Annotated in this window: 19 protein-coding genes; 11 read left to right on the forward strand and 8 right to left on the reverse strand. The window is 54.7% G+C overall.

The annotated features are described in order from the left end of the window. The first annotated feature begins 8 nt into the window (after positions 1-8). The 5 genes from ACXAF0_RS16670 to ACXAF0_RS16690 all read left to right on the forward strand — a co-directional run bounded on the left by ACXAF0_RS16670 (position 9) and on the right by ACXAF0_RS16690 (position 2,522). Positions 9-500 carry a Na+/H+ antiporter subunit E gene (locus ACXAF0_RS16670; protein ID WP_475346960.1) on the forward strand — a complete coding sequence of 164 codons (492 nt, stop codon included), beginning with the start codon at positions 9-11 and terminating at the stop codon, positions 498-500. Further along, complete coding sequence (locus ACXAF0_RS16675; RefSeq protein ID WP_475346961.1) at positions 497-766, forward strand: K+/H+ antiporter subunit F; 270 nt, start codon at positions 497-499, stop codon at positions 764-766. The genes ACXAF0_RS16670 and ACXAF0_RS16675 overlap by 4 nt, the downstream gene beginning before the upstream one ends. 12 nt (positions 767-778) lie before the next feature. Next, on the forward strand, positions 779-1,183 hold the full coding sequence (locus tag ACXAF0_RS16680) for a Na+/H+ antiporter subunit G (RefSeq protein ID WP_475346962.1): 405 nt from the start codon (positions 779-781) through the stop codon (positions 1,181-1,183). 112 nt (positions 1,184-1,295) lie between these two features. Next, positions 1,296-1,826, forward strand: a complete 531-nt coding sequence (locus ACXAF0_RS16685) for a GNAT family N-acetyltransferase (protein ID WP_475347193.1) — start codon at positions 1,296-1,298, stop codon at positions 1,824-1,826. A gap of 72 nt (positions 1,827-1,898) precedes the next feature. Next, the gene (locus ACXAF0_RS16690; protein WP_475346963.1) at positions 1,899-2,522 is read left to right on the forward strand and encodes a ribonuclease HII; all 624 of its coding nucleotides are present in this window, start codon (positions 1,899-1,901) and stop codon (positions 2,520-2,522) included. A gap of 2 nt (positions 2,523-2,524) precedes the next feature. Here the strand turns inward: ACXAF0_RS16690 and ACXAF0_RS16695 are convergent, their stop codons facing one another. Together ACXAF0_RS16695 and arfB are read right to left on the reverse strand one after the other, a co-directional pair. Continuing rightward, on the reverse strand, positions 2,525-3,307 hold the full coding sequence (locus tag ACXAF0_RS16695; protein ID WP_475346964.1) for an acyl-[acyl-carrier-protein] thioesterase: 783 nt from the start codon (positions 3,305-3,307) through the stop codon (positions 2,525-2,527). A gap of 46 nt (positions 3,308-3,353) precedes the next feature. Continuing rightward, positions 3,354-3,770, reverse strand: coding sequence for an alternative ribosome rescue aminoacyl-tRNA hydrolase ArfB (arfB, locus tag ACXAF0_RS16700; RefSeq protein WP_475346965.1), 417 nt, complete (start codon positions 3,768-3,770; stop codon positions 3,354-3,356). Between the two features lie 168 nt (positions 3,771-3,938). On the opposite strand from arfB, the gene ACXAF0_RS16705 reads away from it, so the two are divergent. Further along, on the forward strand, positions 3,939-4,343 hold the full coding sequence (locus ACXAF0_RS16705; RefSeq protein ID WP_475346966.1) for a YbaN family protein: 405 nt from the start codon (positions 3,939-3,941) through the stop codon (positions 4,341-4,343). Here the strand turns inward: ACXAF0_RS16705 and ACXAF0_RS16710 are convergent. From ACXAF0_RS16710 to ACXAF0_RS16730, 5 genes are read right to left on the reverse strand one after another with little or no spacing between them, the layout of a single operon-like run. Beyond that, complete coding sequence (locus ACXAF0_RS16710) at positions 4,340-4,723, reverse strand: MerR family transcriptional regulator (RefSeq protein ID WP_475346967.1); 384 nt, start codon at positions 4,721-4,723, stop codon at positions 4,340-4,342. The genes ACXAF0_RS16705 and ACXAF0_RS16710 overlap by 4 nt on opposite strands. A 38-nt stretch (positions 4,724-4,761) precedes the next feature. Further along, a complete protein-coding gene (locus ACXAF0_RS16715) occupies positions 4,762-6,381 on the reverse strand; it encodes an ATP-binding protein (RefSeq protein WP_475346968.1) in 1,620 nt (539 codons plus the stop codon). Between the two features lie 12 nt (positions 6,382-6,393). After that, positions 6,394-7,017, reverse strand: coding sequence for a chemotaxis protein CheC (locus ACXAF0_RS16720; RefSeq protein ID WP_475346969.1), 624 nt, complete (start codon positions 7,015-7,017; stop codon positions 6,394-6,396). Continuing rightward, positions 7,014-7,388 carry a response regulator transcription factor gene (locus tag ACXAF0_RS16725; RefSeq protein WP_475346970.1) on the reverse strand — a complete coding sequence of 125 codons (375 nt, stop codon included), beginning with the start codon at positions 7,386-7,388 and terminating at the stop codon, positions 7,014-7,016. The genes ACXAF0_RS16720 and ACXAF0_RS16725 overlap by 4 nt, the downstream gene beginning before the upstream one ends. Before the next feature lie 59 nt (positions 7,389-7,447). Further along, complete coding sequence (locus ACXAF0_RS16730) at positions 7,448-9,874, reverse strand: putative bifunctional diguanylate cyclase/phosphodiesterase (RefSeq protein ID WP_475346971.1); 2,427 nt, start codon at positions 9,872-9,874, stop codon at positions 7,448-7,450. 375 nt (positions 9,875-10,249) lie between these two features. Here ACXAF0_RS16730 and fdxA point away from each other — a divergent pair, with 375 nt between their 5' ends. From fdxA to ACXAF0_RS16745, 3 genes are all read left to right on the forward strand, one after another. Then, positions 10,250-10,585 carry a ferredoxin FdxA gene (fdxA, locus tag ACXAF0_RS16735; RefSeq protein ID WP_033067773.1) on the forward strand — a complete coding sequence of 112 codons (336 nt, stop codon included), beginning with the start codon at positions 10,250-10,252 and terminating at the stop codon, positions 10,583-10,585. A gap of 309 nt (positions 10,586-10,894) precedes the next feature. After that, complete coding sequence (locus ACXAF0_RS16740; protein ID WP_475346972.1) at positions 10,895-11,395, forward strand: CarD family transcriptional regulator; 501 nt, start codon at positions 10,895-10,897, stop codon at positions 11,393-11,395. A gap of 92 nt (positions 11,396-11,487) precedes the next feature. Beyond that, positions 11,488-12,291: a hypothetical protein gene (locus ACXAF0_RS16745; RefSeq protein ID WP_475346973.1), complete on the forward strand. Its 804-nt coding sequence runs from the start codon at positions 11,488-11,490 to the stop codon at positions 12,289-12,291. A gap of 84 nt (positions 12,292-12,375) precedes the next feature. On the opposite strand, the gene ACXAF0_RS16750 is transcribed toward ACXAF0_RS16745, so the two are convergent. Beyond that, complete coding sequence (locus ACXAF0_RS16750) at positions 12,376-13,854, reverse strand: M48 family metalloprotease (RefSeq protein ID WP_475346974.1); 1,479 nt, start codon at positions 13,852-13,854, stop codon at positions 12,376-12,378. A gap of 151 nt (positions 13,855-14,005) precedes the next feature. Between ACXAF0_RS16750 and ACXAF0_RS16755 the strand changes: the two genes are divergently transcribed. Both ACXAF0_RS16755 and pip read left to right on the forward strand, forming a co-directional pair. Then, positions 14,006-14,851 (forward strand): hypothetical protein, encoded by an 846-nt coding sequence (locus ACXAF0_RS16755; protein WP_475346975.1) that lies wholly within the window; start codon positions 14,006-14,008, stop codon positions 14,849-14,851. Between the two features lie 121 nt (positions 14,852-14,972). Beyond that, positions 14,973-15,929, forward strand: a complete 957-nt coding sequence (gene pip, locus ACXAF0_RS16760) for a prolyl aminopeptidase (RefSeq protein WP_475346976.1) — start codon at positions 14,973-14,975, stop codon at positions 15,927-15,929. Positions 15,930-16,014: the final 85 nt, after the last annotated feature.

Here is a 16,014-nt window from a genome sequence, read left to right on the forward strand (position 1 = left end):
GGATCATCATGATGAAACGTTATCTGCCTCATCCGCTTCTGACACTTTCGCTTCTGGTCGTCTGGGTCTTTCTGGTGAATGAGATTTCGGCCGGTGCCGTGATCTTTGGCCTGCTTCTCGCGATTGTCATTCCGTTGATCACATCGAGTTTCTGGCCGGGCCGCCCGCGTATTCGCAATGTCTATGCGATTTGCGAGTATTTGCTGATTGTGCTTTGGGACATTCTTGTTGCCAACGTTATCGTTGCCGGCCTGATCCTGTTCCGCAAAACCGAAAGCCTTGAGTCCAAGTGCGTTGTTGTCCCGCTTGACCTGACCTCGAGCGAGGCAATCACGACCCTTGCCGGTACGATTACCATGACGCCCGGCACGGTGACGATTGACCTCAGTGCCGATGCCAAAAGTCTTTTGGTTCATTGCCTGCATGCGCCCGATGCGCAGGGCGTGGTTGATGACATCAAGGACCGTTATGAACGCCGTCTGAAGGAGATCTTCGAATGATCGAATATGCACTGAATTTCGGCTTCATCTGTGTCGGACTTGCACTGCTGATGAACCTGTATCGCCTGACGGCGGGGCCGACGACAGCTGACCGGGTTCTGGCAGTGGACACGATGGCGATCAATGCCATTGCGCTTCTGGTGCTTTACGGGATCGGACAGGGAACAGCGATGTATTTCGAAGGCGCGTTGCTGTTTGCGATGTTTGGCTTTGTTTCAACCGTGGCCTATTGCAAGTTCGTCTTGCGTGGCGACATCATCGAATAAGGGAGCGATAAGATGCCGTTTGTTGTTGAACTCATCGTCTCGCTTCTGATCGTGATCAGCGGGGTGTTTCTGTTGGTCGGATCGTTCGGGATGATCAAGCTGCGTGATCTTCTGACACGCCTGCATGCGCCGACCAAGGCCAGCACCGTCGGGCTTGGTGGGGCGCTGATTGCCTCGATGCTGTTTTTCTGGGTGGAACGCGGAAGCTTCACCATCCATGAATTGCTGATCACGCTGTTCATTTTCCTGACAGCGCCGATCACAGCCAACCTGATTGCCAAGGCCTATATGCTGCTGAATGTGGATCCGAATACGGAACTGCCGCCCAGCAATCAGGATGAAGGATGGTCGACATTCGATCCGATCGGGGCCGAAGGATATGACCCAAGCGAGGAATATCAGGAAAAGGAAACCTGAAAGGGCAACGACCTTTGAGGTCTACCTTTTGAGATTTATGAGCGGCACCGGGAAACCGGTGCCGTTTTTTGTTAGGATGTCGATACTCCAACCGTGGTGATCCCGCAAAGTGATGATATTTGAAACCAAACGTCTCGTTTTGCGTCCGAGAACAATGGACGATTTGGATGCCTGTCTTGCGATGGACAGGGCGCCGGGCGTTGTCGACTTTATTCGTGGCCCATGGGACGATCAAATTCAGCACAAGGCCTTTATCAAGGTCCGCATCGCGCAAGATTATGGAAAGGGGCTTGGCTATTGGTCGATCTTTGACAAGACCCGGCCCGATCAGTTTCTGGGGTGGGTATTGTTGATCCCCGAGGACGGCACAGGGCCAGAGATCGAAATTGGCTGGCGCTTGCATCCCGATCACTGGGGGCAGGGCATTGCAACCGAAGCAGCATCAGTCATTCTGGATCATGGCTTTTCCAGTCTCGCGCTGCCCTGCATTGTTGCTGATATCGATGCAGACAACAGAGCTTCGCGAAAGCTTGCCGAAAAACTGGGTATGACGGCTGATCAGATGGTCGACGGTTATTTGCGTCACGTGCTGATGCGTGAAGCGTATCAGGCGCAGCAAGCTTGTCGTGAAATTCCTGACTAGAGGGCAAGCTCGTTTATTGTCCGACGCCCCTTGGCTTGCTATGACCAATAGCAGAAAGGGATACCAAACAGAATGCCAGACTTTGCCATTGAAGATCAGTATCACGGCCGGATTGCCGGGATCGACGAGGTCGGTCGCGGGCCCTTGGCGGGGCCGGTGGTTGCTGCGGCTGTTATCCTGCCCCGCGATGATCGGTTGCCGGTGGAGCTTGTGGCCGAGCTCAATGATTCCAAAAAGCTGTCTGCCAAGAAACGTGACCGGCTCCATGACATCATCATGAGCTGTGCCGAGGTTGGTATTGGCGCGGCATCGGTGCGCGAGATTGACCAGATCAATATCCTGCAGGCGACCTATGTTGCCATGCGCCGTGCGGTGGATCGTCTTGATAATGTGCCGGATCAGGCGCTGGTTGATGGCAACCGTGATCCCGGTTTGCCCTGTGCGGTGGAGACGGTCGTTAAGGGGGACAGTAAGTCACTGTCGATTGCCGCGGCATCCATTGTGGCGAAGGTGGTGCGTGACCGTGCCATGGCGCGTCTTGCCGTGCGCTATCCCTTCTTTGGCTGGGAAGGCAATGCAGGATATGGCGTTAAAAAACATATGGCCGGTTTGGGCGAGGTTGGCCCCACGGCACACCACCGCAAAAGCTTCAAGCCGATTGCTGATCTGTTTGAAGCGATGATGGCTGGACGCTGAGCCTAAGCCACGGCCGTCTGGTTAACCGGCACGATATGGGCCCGCACCAGATCGGTGCCGTCTTCCTCGCGGGTGATGGCGGCAAAGCCATCCTTGTGGCGAATGGCAACCCGTTCATGGACACGGCATTCGGTGCGGAATTGGATATCCAGACTTTCGGGATGGAAATCCGGCTGACCGTCCGGGCCGGCAACACCCATAACCCACTGCATCAAGCGCACATTATTGACATGCCCATAAAGGTCCTGATCAGACGGGCGAGCCTTGATGTTATCGACCGTGGGCAAAGGATCCTTGGTAAAGGCCGGTCGCAAAGCAGGTTCGATCAATTTGGGGCCGGGCGGATCGGGCAGGCGTTCCTCTATCCAGTCGGGCCATTGGGCTGCGCGGCGGGTGGTCAGGTCAAACATCACCCAGAAACTTTGCGCGACACCGATCACCTCGCCCTTGCTGTTGGTCAGGCGAAAGTCACGCGTTGCGACCCGACGCGAAACACCCGACGGCCAGGTTTCAACCAGAATATCCTCGCCATTGCCGGGATAGTCGCGCATGTGAATGACCATGCGTGCCAGCACCCAGGCAATCCCCTTATCAACCGTGTCGTCATAGGCCAATTTCAGGATACGTGCGCCCCATCCCGCCGCATCCTGCATGTAATCGGCCAGTGCCGACATCATGACCTTGCCATTGTCACTGATTTCGGAATAGCGCACACGATAGCTGCCCTTCCATCCGCAATTGGCGGGAAGTTCGGCTTCTGAAATATGGTTCCAGTCAATGGTCATGGCGGGGCCTATGTGTGGGGGAGACCGGCGGTGGTGGTGGGGCGTGTCAGTATGACGGCTTCTGGCGCATCTTTTTGGTGTCGCCGCGCTTCTTTTTGGAATCGACGCGTTTGCGTTTGGCTGACAGGCTGGGCCGGGTTTTGACGCGGTATTTCTTGCGTTCAGCTGCCTTGCGCAGCAGGGCGAGAAACCGTTCGACTGCATCCTGCTTGTTGCGTTCCTGGGTGCGATGGCGCTGGGCGTCAAAGATGATTTCGCCGTCATTGGTCAGTTTGCTGCCAGCGAGTTCGCGCAGGCGATTGCGCACGCGTTGTGGCAGTTCGGTCAAATCATCAATGCGCACACGCATCTGAACGGCACTGGATACCTTATTGACGTTCTGCCCGCCCGGGCCAGAGGCACGGACAAACTGAAAGGTCAGATGGCGTTCATCCAGATAAAGGCCATTTTCAATTTCAAGCATGGCAAACCGAGTGGATTCTTGATGCGTTTCAAGATGATGACTTAACTGAGCGCAATGGTTGGCTATTGATTGAATTTGCGAATTTCTATGCCTACATTACGCAGAGCCCGTAGCAATAGGCTCTCATCTAACCTGTCAGGGGCGGGGCCGAGTGTAAACAGGAAATCAATGCTGCGCCTTTCGCATATCTATCTGGCCCTTGGATGGCTTTCTGTTGGTCTTGGCGTGATTGGCATTTTCCTGCCGCTTCTGCCAACCACACCCTTCATGTTGCTGGCGGCCTGGCTTTTTGCCAAGGGATCACCGCGTTTGCATGACTGGATATGCAATCATCCGCGTTTTGGAACATCGATCCGCCAGTGGAACGAATATGGCGTGATCAACCGTCGTGCCAAGGCGCTTGCCATGGTGGCGTTTCTGGTGGTGATTACGGCATCGCTGGTGTTGATTGAAAACCGCTGGGTCGCGTTTATTCAGCTTCTCGTCGCGATACCGGTGAGTTGTTTTATTCTGTCACGCCCATCGGAAGCCCGTCTGGCCAAGGTGCAAAACCCGACCAATCCGGGGGCTTAACCGGCCTTTTTGCGTGACAGTTCTTCCTGACAGGTCTCTTCGAGCTTATCGAGTTCATCAAGCGTCGCGTCAATGTCTTCGCGCTGCTTTCGCAGGGTTTCGCGCCGTTCATTGACCTTGTCGACCAGGGTAGTCAGCTGGGTGATCTCGCTGCGATCCCCGTCATACAGATCCAGAAGATCGCGAATTTCCTTGAGTGAAAATCCAAGCCGCTTGCCCCGCATGATCAGGCGCAGGCGCACTCGGTCACGCTGGCTATAGATGCGGGTCTGACCTTGCCGTTCGGGCGAGATCAGTTCCTGATCCTCGTAAAACCGGATGGTTCGGGTGGTGACTTCGAATTCGCGGGCAAGGTCGGTGATGGTGTAGCTGTCGTTCATGGTGGCTCAATCATCTTTACGCTTACGTAAACTGAAAGCTACATGCTTTCGCCAGTCGCGACAATCGCCAATTCTTTTGGCAGCTCAACACAGAAGGTGCTGCCTTCACCGGGTTTGCTGGTGACATCAATGCTGCCGCCATGCCGATCGACAATCTTTTTGCAGATCGCAAGACCAATACCGGTACCGGCATAATCGCCATATCCGTGCAGGCGTTTAAAGATCTCGAAGATGGTTTCGTGATATTGCGGATCGATGCCGATCCCGTTATCGGCAACAAAAATCCGGTAACTGTCGGGCGTTTCCGACGCAAAAATCCGGACCTGTCCATCTTTTGGGTCACTGTATTTAAGCCCGTTTGACACCAGGTTCTGAAACAGCAGCAGCAATTGGCTGGCATCGCCCATCACGGTTGGCAGCACGCCGTCGCGGATGATGTTGCCTTCGGGCGCCGAGCCGGCACGTCTGAAGTTGGTGACAATGGCATCAAACAGGCTATCAAGCGGTACGGGATTGAACGGTTTGCCATGGCGGCCAACGCGCGACAGGGTCAAAAGGTCGTCGATCATGCGCTGCATGCGTTGGGTGCCATCAACCGCGTAGTGGATGAACTCGTCAGCTGTGTCATCCAGCTGCCCCTCATAACGCCGCGCCAATAACTGGGTATAACTCGAAACCATGCGCAGCGGTTCCTGCAGGTCATGCGAGGCAGCATAGGCGAATTGCTCAAGCTCCGCGTTGGAACGCTCAAGCTCCTGCATGGTGCGCTGGATTTCCTTTTCATGGCGTTTGCGTTGGGAAATGTCACGCAGCGTGATGATGTAGTGATAGCGCTGATCAGCCGAAAAATGGCTGATCGCGACTTCAAGGGGCACGTTGCGGCCACTGAGCGTGGATGCCAGTACCTCGATCACACCGGTGCCGAGATCGGTCAGAAGCCGGTTGGGCGGCGGCGGGGTCAGCGGGGTGTGCTCGCTATCGGGCAGCAGGAAACGAATGATATTGCGCAGTTCCGAATCGCCGGTCGCACCACAAAGCTCCTGCGCGCGGGCATTGAGCGGTTCGATGCTGCCATCATCCGATGCGACAAGAATGGCATCGATGGTGTTTTGCAGGATGGCGCGTGTGCGGCCTTCGCTGCGTTTGGACTGGGTGACAAGGTCGGCGAGTTCCGAAGCCTGTTGGCGCAAAAGTCGGTCGCGCTGCACAGCCAGCGTCACATCGCGAATGATCAACGAGCATAAGGTGCCATTGCGTTTGGTCCTGATCGGATGCACGCGGATGGATTGTTCCATCCGCTCGAAACTGGCTGCAAATTGCGGCAGGGGGCGCAAGGGCAAGGCGCCCTGATTGAGCGAGGGCGAAATCACCGCGGGCATGCCAAATTTCAAACAGTCCTCGATCGCCAGACTGACACGGCCAAGCTTGGTGTCGGGGAAAACGTCGTGCAATGCCTTGCCCATCACCTGATCGGCATCCTTGCCTGACCGGCTTTGCATCCATTGGTTCCAATGACAAATCGTGCCATCCGGCGCAAGCGCAATCAGCCCGGTATCTGCCGTATCAAGCAGGGCTGCGAAAAGATCGGCAGCATCGCTGTCACGGTTCAGATCAAAGGACTGGGGTTGTGCCCCTTTATCGGATTGCGGTTTTGTCATTCACCTCACCGGTTACCCAAAGGAGTTGGCCAGGAAACGGCGGACCAGTTCGCGCAACATCTGGATGGATTCAAGGTCCATGACGAACAGCACATAGCCATCAATATCGTTCTGACGCAGCATGAATTGTACATGCAAAATCATCAGAACGGGATTTGTGCCAGCGCTGCCTTCTGTCGCATCGTCGTCGAGCAAGGCATGCGTCTCACGTTTGCGAAATGACGGCATGGAGCAATTGATCGGCTCGCCCAGCACATTCGAAATACTGCCAAGGCAGGCATTCAAAATGATATTGCCGACCTCCATCAGGGCTTCCTGCTCAAGATCTGTTAGCGTATCAAGTGGCACGTCGACTTTAAGCAGGCTGCGCACAAGCTCCAGGCTTCTTACTTCCGGGAAGACCAGCATGGCTTCGCCGGTGAACGGTCCGTGGAAACTTTGACTGACAGCAGAAACAACTTCGGTCGGGGCGTTGGCCAATTCACTGTCAGAGAACCGTTCAACAAAGGATATCGCCGGGACTGTCAGTTCGACGGGTTGCTCAACCATTTCCGAAAGCGAAGACGCAGCACGCCCAACACCAATATTGATCAGTTCACTGATGGTATCATGTTCAAGTTCGGTGAGTTCGATCATTGGGCAGCTTCCCGCGACGTGATGTAGTCGCGAATTTTCTCTTCGGTTGGGGGTTTCGGAATGAAATCAAGTCCAAGGCTTTCGGCCTTGTTCTGGATTTCCTGTTGAATATTGGCAGTCAGAAGCGCAATTACAGCCCCGGGAAAACGGTCACGCAGCTTTTCGCCCAGTTCAAGGCCGTCCATGCCGGGCATGTTGAAATCAACCAGCATGTAGTCATAGGTCTTGGCATCGACCATTTCGAGCGCCTTGCTTGCGTCTTCGGCCTCGTCAATTTGCCAATCTGTAAAGTTGCTGGAAATGAAGGCCTTGACCAGAAGGCGGGCGAACTTGCTGTCATCAACGAGCAAAACGGATTTGGTATCTGGCATTTTCTTCTCGATTGTGCGGGGCTGAGCCGAAGCCATATCAATGTGGTATGCTTGGCGGGTTAGAGTTCGGTTGTGATATCGACGGAAGGGCGTCGAACATACTCGACAACCTCACCGGGCGGCAGGGGTGTGGCAATCAGGAAGCCCTGAACTTCGTCACAATTGCATTCCCGAAGGAACTGCATTTGTTCATTTGTTTCGACGCCTTCAGCCACGACCTTGAGGCCAAGGTTATGGCCCATTGCGATGATGGTGCGCGTGATGGCGGCATCGTCAGTATCAACCGTGACATCGCGGACAAAGGATCGATCAATCTTGATGGTGTTGATCGGCAGGCGCTTGAGATAAGCAAGCGACGAATAACCCGTACCGAAATCATCAACCGCGATCTTCAAACCAAGATGACGCAGCTCTTCAAGGATGGTCGTGGACTTTTTGATTTCCTGCATCATCGCGGTTTCGGTGACCTCAAGCACGATCCGTGCGGCCGGTGTACCGGTTTCGGCAAGGATGCGCGAAATGGTCTCGGTGATGCGGCCTTCGATCAACTGGCGTGGTGACAGGTTGATGGCAATCGGCGTTGCCGGAATGGATTGTTCATCCCATTGCGAAATCTGACGGCAGACTTCACGGAAAACCCATTCCCCGATCTTGCCAATCAGGCCGGTTTCCTCGGCAACGGGAATAAACTGCATGGGCGAGATATATCCCCGTCCGGGCTGTTTCCAACGGATCAGCGCTTCGAGGCCGCAGACCTTGTTGGTGCGCAAATCGACCTTGGGCTGGTAATGGAGTTCGAACTCATCCTTTTCCAGGGCTTCACGCAGATCATTCTCGATCACAAGCCGCGCCATCGCGCTTTCGTTCATGGTCTTGGTAAAGAAGTGATAGGTGCCGCCACCACTGGATTTGGCGCTATACATTGCGGTATCGGCATTGCGCATCAGGGCAGGGACGTTCTCGCCATCCGACGGATAAAGCGCAATCCCGATGGACGGCGTGACAAACAGAACGCGCCCCTTGATGTCAAAGGCCGGGGTCAGTGCATCCAGCACGGCCTGTGACAGGATTGCCGCATCCTGCGTTTCCTTGAGGTCGGGGATTATGATCAGGAATTCATCCCCGCCCAAACGGCCGACAACTTCCTGACGACCGATGACCTTTTGCAGTCTGAGCGCAACCGCCTTGAGCAACAGGTCCCCGACATCATGACCTAGGCTGTCATTGATCAGTTTGAAACGATCAAGGTCAATGAACAGGATCGCGGTGGCACCGCTGCGCACGGCTTCATTGTCTTTGTGGGTTTGCAGCGCATCTGACAGGCTGTGTTCGAGCATGCTGCGGTTGGGCAGGTTGGTCAGCGTGTCATGGTTTGCCATATAGACCAGCTGCTCCTCATAGCGCTTGCGCACCGTGATATCATTGAGCACTGCTGTCATCAGTTGGGTGTCGCTGTCGGGGATCAGGCGAAGCGCAATCGAAACATCAATTTCCTTTTTGTCCGCACGGACGATGGGTAGGGTGAAGCGCTTTTCGACGGTTTCCCCGCCCGGTGCATGTTCGGCCAGCTCTTCAAGACTGTGTTCAAGAAGTGGTACCGCGCGGGGCAGCAGGAATTCATGAAGTGTGCGACCCTTTGGGGTTTCATCGCGCATCATGCCAAGGATCTCTTTGGTCGCGGCATTGTATTCGACAATGCGACCGTTTGGCGTGATGGTCAGAATGCCATCTGCGACGTTCTGGACGATGGCACTGAGACGGCTTTCGCGATCGCGGACTTTTTGCTGACTTTCAAGCAATCTGTCGAGGGTTGAAGTAACGCGTTCCATCAGACCACGGGTGGTCTGAAGGATCATGCCCAGTTCGTTCCTGGCATGGTGGGCCGGAATGTCGATGGCCGTAGAGTCGGGCTTTTCGGGATCAATTTTGCGCAGTTGGGCTGCAATCCCCAGAAGCGGTTTGGTCAGGGTGGTATAGAAAAATGCCACCAAAACCAGACCAAGCAACAGGTTGCGCACGATGCCCGATAACAGAATGCGCGATGCACGGTTTAAAAAGCCATCTGCAATCAGGTCGGTATCAATCTTGACACTGAGATGTCCGACCAGGCCGTTTGGCCCGTCTGTTTGAAGCGGGATTTCATATTCCTGGTTTTCCCCAAACATGATCTGGGTCAGGAAGGTCCGGTTCGAGCTGATCGGTTGTTCGGATTTGCGCGCCAGGACATTGTTGAAATTGTCGCGCAGCTCTGCCTCATAGACCGGTTCATATTCGAAAATGCCCGAAACGACCCGGGCCGCCAGTGTTTCGTCGAGCCCGTAGGCCGCCTGGGTGGCTGATTCGCGCAAGGTCGCCAGAACCTGGTTCACAGTGCGGTCAATCAGGTTTTGCTCTTCACGCAGGTCCCAAACAATCTGGATACCACTGAACAGCAGACCAATCAGCAAAGTAAGCCCGACCGCAATTCTTGCCTGTTTGACAGACAAGCGGTCGCGCCATCTAAGCCTTTGTTGATCATGGCCTTTTTCTGGCAATCCGATCCCCACAGTTTCTTGTGTTGTTATCCCGTGGCAGCAGATTATGGCTTTGTCCATTCAAAAGCAATTGTCCGCAGGATTTAGGAACTGGAAAAGCGGCAAGAAATCTGTATGGTCTGCGCTGCGTTGCGGCGTGCACGGACCCGATACGTCAGGGCTCGGACAAGCTGTCGGTGCGCCATAAAGAATATACTACGCAAAAAAATAGGGTTTTATTGGAGTTGCACACAACTGCTGTGCGTGATAACCCAATTCCCGAGAGAGAACATGGCCGAAAGCGGGTGCAGCCGCAATCTGGCCCCGCAACCTGTACGGAGTTACACCATGACCTATGTGGTGACGGAAAACTGCATCAAGTGTAAGTATCAGGACTGCGTCGAGGTTTGCCCCGTCGATTGCTTCTATGAAGGTGAAAACTTCCTCGTAATTCACCCTGATGAATGCATTGATTGCGGTGTCTGCGAACCGGAATGCCCCGCTGAAGCGATTATTCCCGATACCGAGCCGAATCTGGATAACTGGTTGGAAATCAACCGGAAATTTGCAGAAGTCTGGCCAAATATTACCCGCAAAGGCGACGCACCAGCGGACGCTGATGAATGGAACGGCAAAACCGGCAAGACCGAAATGCTGTCCGAAGCGCCGGGTGAAGGCGACTGATTTTCGGACTAACTCCCGAAATTCTATGCGATTTTCGACCCACTGGCTCCTGCCAGTGGGTTTTGCGCATGGCAGCATTGAGCAGGGTGTCGGGAAAATACCTGTAAACTGATGACGTGTTGTGTTATTGTTCACAATTCGCGCTAAGGGCTCGACAGGCTCATTCCGAATTGTCGGATTTCCGTATTTGAAATTCCTGTCTGAACCGCGACTTTGCCAAAAAGCTTGGTCGCGTGCAGCTCTTTGCGTCGCTGGTTCTGTAGTGTTGCAGTTGAATGACCAGGCCTGATTGGGCCGGAAGGATGCTTGATGTCGGATAAGTTGCCGTTTGCTGTTGGCGATTACGTTGTTTACCCCGCGCATGGTGTTGGCTGTGTTGATGGCCTGGAAACCCAGGAAATCGCGGGGCAGGAATTACGCCTTTATGTGATTACCTTTGACTCTAGCCGCATGACCTTGCGCGTGCCGGTGAACAAGGTTGGCAACTCTGGTCTGCGCAAGCTGTCTTCGAAAAAGCAGATGGATTCCGCGCTCGTGACCCTTAAGGGTCGTGCACGTGTCAAACGCACCATGTGGTCGCGCCGTGCGCAGGAATATGAAGCGAAAATCAATTCCGGTGACCCGGTTTCGATTGCCGAAGTTGTCCGCGATCTGCATCGCAGCGCGACCCAGCCGGAACAGTCTTTCTCCGAGCGTCAGATTTACGAAGCTGCGTTTGAGCGCCTTGTAGACGAGCTTGCTGCGATTGAAAAAATCGACAAGGACAAGGCGTCTGGCAAACTTGAAAAGCTTTTGCAGAAGGCTGCCTGATTGCGAAGGCCCCTTCAGACAACTATTTATAAAAACCGGCCCGCGATATACGCTTGGGCCGGTTTTGTTTTTGTTTTGGGCAGGTTACAGCGATGAGTACAGTTCTGGCGCCGATCAAACCGGCAGAGAGAATCTGGGTCGTCGGCGCAATCAATGGTGATCATGGCGCGTTGCGCGATGTTCATCAGAAACTTGCGCAACGCGTAAAGCCGGGCGACAGGCTTGTCTATCTCGGGAACTATTGGGGCGATGGCACAGCCGAAAACGTGGTTGCCACCATCAATGAGCTGTTGCTGTTCCGCCGTTTCTTCATCGCTCTGGATGGTGTCGATATCTCCGATATCGCGTTTCTGCGCGGTGCGGCCGAAGAGATGCTGTCCAAACTGCAACAGATCCAGTTTGCCCCGAATCCGGGTGAGGTCTTTGACTGGATGCTGACCCGTGGCATTGCCGGAACCGTGCGTGCCTATGGCTTTGATCCGGCCAGTGTGCAAAAGACCATGCATCAGGGTGCACATGCGATTTCACAATGGACATCGACATTCGGCGACGCGGTGCGACGCCATAGCGGCCATAACGCATTGCTGTCCGATCTCAAGCATGCGGCCTATTCAACGGACGGTCGCCTGATCTTTGTTCATACCGGACTTGATGGATCTCGTCCGCTGACCGCCCAGACCGATACCTTCTGGTGGGGTGGGTCGATGTTTGAAGCCATCACCGAACGCTATTACGACTGTGCCCGCATTGTCCGCGGTGCGTCCCAAGGACAGGTTGGTTTGCAGGAACGCGAATTTACCCTGTCGCTGGATGGCGGGGCCGGTCGCGGCGGGCATCTGATTGCGGTGGCCCTTGATGGTCAGGGCGCCATCACCGAGCAACTAACCAGCAGCTAAACAGCGCCAAGCAGGTTTAAAAATACAAAAGGCAGCATATTGATGCTGCCTTTTGTCGTTTGGGTATCAGTTCTGAGTTTGGCGTCAGTGTTTCACCACTTTCACCAGCGACCCGACCGCTGGCGGCTGGCCACTGCCAAGACCGTTAATCGTGGCAAACACATCTGCCGGTGCCTTGTCGACGTCCATGTCATCAATGAAGGTCTGCAGGCTGTATTCCGGGTTGACCGCGCGCACCTTGATGCGAAGCGGGGTATAGATCTGCTTTTCCCGGTCGGTCAGCGGACGGAAGCTATAGGTCGTGCGACGCAGCGGCAGGTTATAGCTATCGGCCTGATCAAGCGGGGTGACAAACAGGAACTGATAGGCCGAGCTGCCATGACGGATTACCACCACCCGCAGGCGCGCCGGACCGGATTGCAATGAAATATCGGCACTGCCGGTTGCGGCTTCCTGCCCTTCGATATCGAGCATCTCGATATTGCGAATGGCGATCTGTTTGGAGAAGCCATTCTGCAAATAGTGATCAAGGCGGATGTCCTTGGCCCCCGGTGCGCCTTCAAAAATGATCTGCGCCCCTTTGCCATCGCGCGCGATGACGGCGGTTGGTTGGTTGGTCATGGTAAAGCCATCGGGCACTTCAAAGCGGAAATTCAGCGGCACATGGACAAATTCCTGTCCACGGACATAGCCCTGATCCGGGCCATCACCATAAAGGATGCCGTCAATAGCTGTCATGTAACGCACAGTGCCAATTTCCGGGTTGGCAACCGCTGTGATATTTGCGCTTTGGCGTGCCTGCTCGATGCGGTCGAGGGTGCGCGGATGGGTTGCCATGAAGTCATACTGGTCAACATCATCTGGCGAACGCCCCGCGAGTTTTGCCTGCAAACGTGAATGTGCCCGCAATTTCTTGAGGAAGGATGCCATGGCCTTTGGGGCATATCCGGCCTTGGTCATATAGCGAATGCCAAGCATGTCGGCTTCAAATTCGTGCTCGCGCGAGAAGGCCTTGAGATAGGCATTTGCCCCTTGGCCAATCAGATCGCCGGCCCCGTTTCCGATTGCAACGGCCAGTCCTCCTGCGAGAAGTTGTGTCAGAACACCGCGGCTGTATCGCTGGGCAGAGTGGCGGGCGACCACATGGCCGATTTCATGGGCAACAACGCCGGCCAATTCCGCCTCGTTGGTTGCAAGGGCGGCCAGACCACGGGTGATATAGACATACCCGCCTGGCAGGGCGAAGGCGTTGACAACCGGGGAATCAAGAACCGTAAATGTGAACTTTTCGTTCGGAGTTTCCGAAACCGCGACCAGCTTTTCGCCGACTTTGGTCACATAGCTCTGCAGGTCCTTTTCGGTGTATTGGCCACCGAATTCCTTGACCATTTTCGGATGTTCTTGCGAGCCGATCTGTTTTTCCTGCTCGGGTGACATGAAGGCGGTGAAGCTGTCCTCACCCGTTGCCCGGTTGGTCGAACATCCGGCGACCGCAGTGCTCAGCGCAATTGCAGCAAGCACACCGGCAAGATGTTTATGTGATCGGAAATTCAGCCAGCCCATTGTTATCTTTCCTCGTGTCGTTTGGCCGCGTAAGCTGCCAAGCATCGTTCCAGCGAAACCAACCGGGAATTGGTAACGCGTGTTTTCTGATCATTCAATCTTTTCGCACGTTACGATCAAGCCTCTAAAATGGGGAGATTTTTGGGCCTTCGTGCCATCGGTAGGCGCAATTGCGCTGTGGCTGATCCTTATCGGGCTTGGCGCTACTGCAAGCCTGTCGGTAAAGGCCGCTGAATGGCGATGCGGAGAAGATATCATTGGGGTCGCAGGCGCAGCAGTATCCGAACCTGCTCAAGTCTGGCGAGACGTGCGTCTTCGCATTGATGAAATTGATGCGTCCAGCACGCCAGAAGCCCCGAACAGATTGTTTCGGCTGGCAGATGTCGCCTTTGTCCCGGAATATGAGGCTGCGGCAAAGGCAAGGCTGTCAACACTGAGCGCACAAAATGTCACTGTCACAGCCCTTTCCGGTCAGCCTGATTTTCTCGGCCGCACGCAGGTACGCATTGAAGGTGCCGACGGCCGGCCATGGCGTACCATTCTTCTCGAAGATGGACTGGCAATGCTTTTGCCGGAGCTGGGCCAGGATATTGATGATCTGATCCGTCTTGAGGATCTGGCAATCAATGACAGGGTCGGGATGTGGTCGGACCGTGATCCGGATACAAGTTATTATGTGCGCGCCAACCATGGAAAATCAGAAACCATTCCGTCGGCCAAAGATGCCATTGGCAGGTTTGCTGTGATCGACGGTGAAATCAGAAGCATCGAGCATCAGGAATGGCGCAGTTACCTGAACTTCGGGTCCAACTGGCGCGAAGATTTTACCATCGCGCTCGATACAACGATGCGCGATGTTTTCAGTCAAGACGGCAACGTCCAAGCCGCGATGCAGGACTGGATTGGCCGAAAGGTCCGGGTGCGGGGCGTGATTGAAAACCGCGGTGGGCCATACATCGCGCTGCACGACCCATCCTGGCTGTGTATGACCCGCTAGACGGTGGCAAGAAGGACGCCTTTAATAATGCTTGTTCTTTTTGTCTGGTTTATAAGACTTCTTGTCTGCGCCATCACCGGCCACGTTGAGTTAATGCTATCAAAACAAAGAGGTCCATCGCGTGCTCTATCCCGAAATTTCGCCCCATCAATCAGGTTGGCTGTCGCGTGACGATAGTCACGAACTCTATTGGGAAGAAGTCGGCAATCCGGCAGGTATTCCTGTCATTTTCCTGCATGGCGGTCCGGGGGCCGGCATTTCACCGAACAGCCGCCGCTTCTTTGATCCGGAAAAATACCGCGTCATTCTGTTTGATCAGCGCGGGGCGGGGAAATCACGCCCGTTCGGCAGTCTTGAAAACAACACCACCGACCATTTGATTGGCGATATAGAAGCGCTGCGTGAAGAACGCGGTATTGAGCGTTGGCTGGTGTTTGGCGGTTCATGGGGCTCGACCTTGTCGCTGGCCTATGGCCAGGCATGCCCCGAGCGGGTCACCGGGTTTGTCCTGCGCGGTATCTTCCTTGGCAGCACGCCTGAGATCAAATGGTTCATCGAAGGCATGGGGAAGTTCTTCCCAGAGGCAGAGCGTCGTTTCCTCGATGCCGCCGGGTTTGATGAAAACCCAGGCTTCCAGACCATGCTGGACCGCTATGCCGAGATTTTCTCTGGCAAGGATGGTGAAGAAGCTGCAATTGATGCCGCACGGGTCTGGTCTGCCTATGAGGCAACGTGCTGCACACTGTTACCTGATGATGGTCTGGTCGAGGATTTTGAAGGCGATCAGATCGCCCTGGCATTGGCCAAGCTTGAACATCACTACTTTGTCCATCGCTGCTTCTTTGAGGAAGACCAGTTGATCAAGAATGTGGGGCTCGTTTCCCACGCACCAATCGTGATCGTGCAGGGGCGTTATGATGTCGTGTGCCCGCCGGTTTCGGCCCTGAAACTGCACAATGCCTGGTCGGGATCCGAGTTGGTCATTGTTGATGATGCCGGGCATGCAGCAAGTGAGCCGGGGATTATCCGGGAACTCGTGCGTGCGACCAATCGGTTTGATGGCAAAAAGTTCGTGTAAAATTAACAGACAAGCAGCAATGTGTTGTTGAGTTTGAAAACCTATCGGCTAGTATAGCGAACCGATTGATCTAGTGGGGACTTGG

The sequence above is a fragment of the Thalassospira sp. ABD4_177 genome, from assembly GCF_056160125.1.

Bases quoted from the DNA above. Each gene is read 5' to 3' on its own strand.
- ACXAF0_RS16740 (WP_475346972.1), top strand. From the start codon at position 10,895: ATGTCGGATAAGTTGCCGTTTGCTGTTGGCGATTACGTTGTTTACCCC.
- ACXAF0_RS16750 (WP_475346974.1), bottom strand. From the start codon at position 13,854: ATGGGCTGGCTGAATTTCCGATCACATAAACATCTTGCCGGTGTGCTT.
- ACXAF0_RS16695 (WP_475346964.1), bottom strand. From the start codon at position 3,307: ATGACCATTGACTGGAACCATATTTCAGAAGCCGAACTTCCCGCCAAT.
- ACXAF0_RS16690 (WP_475346963.1), top strand. From the start codon at position 1,899: ATGCCAGACTTTGCCATTGAAGATCAGTATCACGGCCGGATTGCCGGG.
- ACXAF0_RS16720 (WP_475346969.1), bottom strand. From the start codon at position 7,017: ATGATCGAACTCACCGAACTTGAACATGATACCATCAGTGAACTGATC.
- fdxA (WP_033067773.1), top strand. From the start codon at position 10,250: ATGACCTATGTGGTGACGGAAAACTGCATCAAGTGTAAGTATCAGGAC.
- ACXAF0_RS16705 (WP_475346966.1), top strand. From the start codon at position 3,939: ATGCTGCGCCTTTCGCATATCTATCTGGCCCTTGGATGGCTTTCTGTT.
- ACXAF0_RS16670 (WP_475346960.1), top strand. From the start codon at position 9: ATGATGAAACGTTATCTGCCTCATCCGCTTCTGACACTTTCGCTTCTG.
- ACXAF0_RS16715 (WP_475346968.1), bottom strand. From the start codon at position 6,381: ATGACAAAACCGCAATCCGATAAAGGGGCACAACCCCAGTCCTTTGAT.
- ACXAF0_RS16685 (WP_475347193.1), top strand. From the start codon at position 1,296: ATGATATTTGAAACCAAACGTCTCGTTTTGCGTCCGAGAACAATGGAC.
- ACXAF0_RS16675 (WP_475346961.1), top strand. From the start codon at position 497: ATGATCGAATATGCACTGAATTTCGGCTTCATCTGTGTCGGACTTGCA.
- ACXAF0_RS16710 (WP_475346967.1), bottom strand. From the start codon at position 4,723: ATGAACGACAGCTACACCATCACCGACCTTGCCCGCGAATTCGAAGTC.
- arfB (WP_475346965.1), bottom strand. From the start codon at position 3,770: ATGCTTGAAATTGAAAATGGCCTTTATCTGGATGAACGCCATCTGACC.
- ACXAF0_RS16725 (WP_475346970.1), bottom strand. From the start codon at position 7,388: ATGCCAGATACCAAATCCGTTTTGCTCGTTGATGACAGCAAGTTCGCC.
- ACXAF0_RS16745 (WP_475346973.1), top strand. From the start codon at position 11,488: ATGAGTACAGTTCTGGCGCCGATCAAACCGGCAGAGAGAATCTGGGTC.
- ACXAF0_RS16680 (WP_475346962.1), top strand. From the start codon at position 779: ATGCCGTTTGTTGTTGAACTCATCGTCTCGCTTCTGATCGTGATCAGC.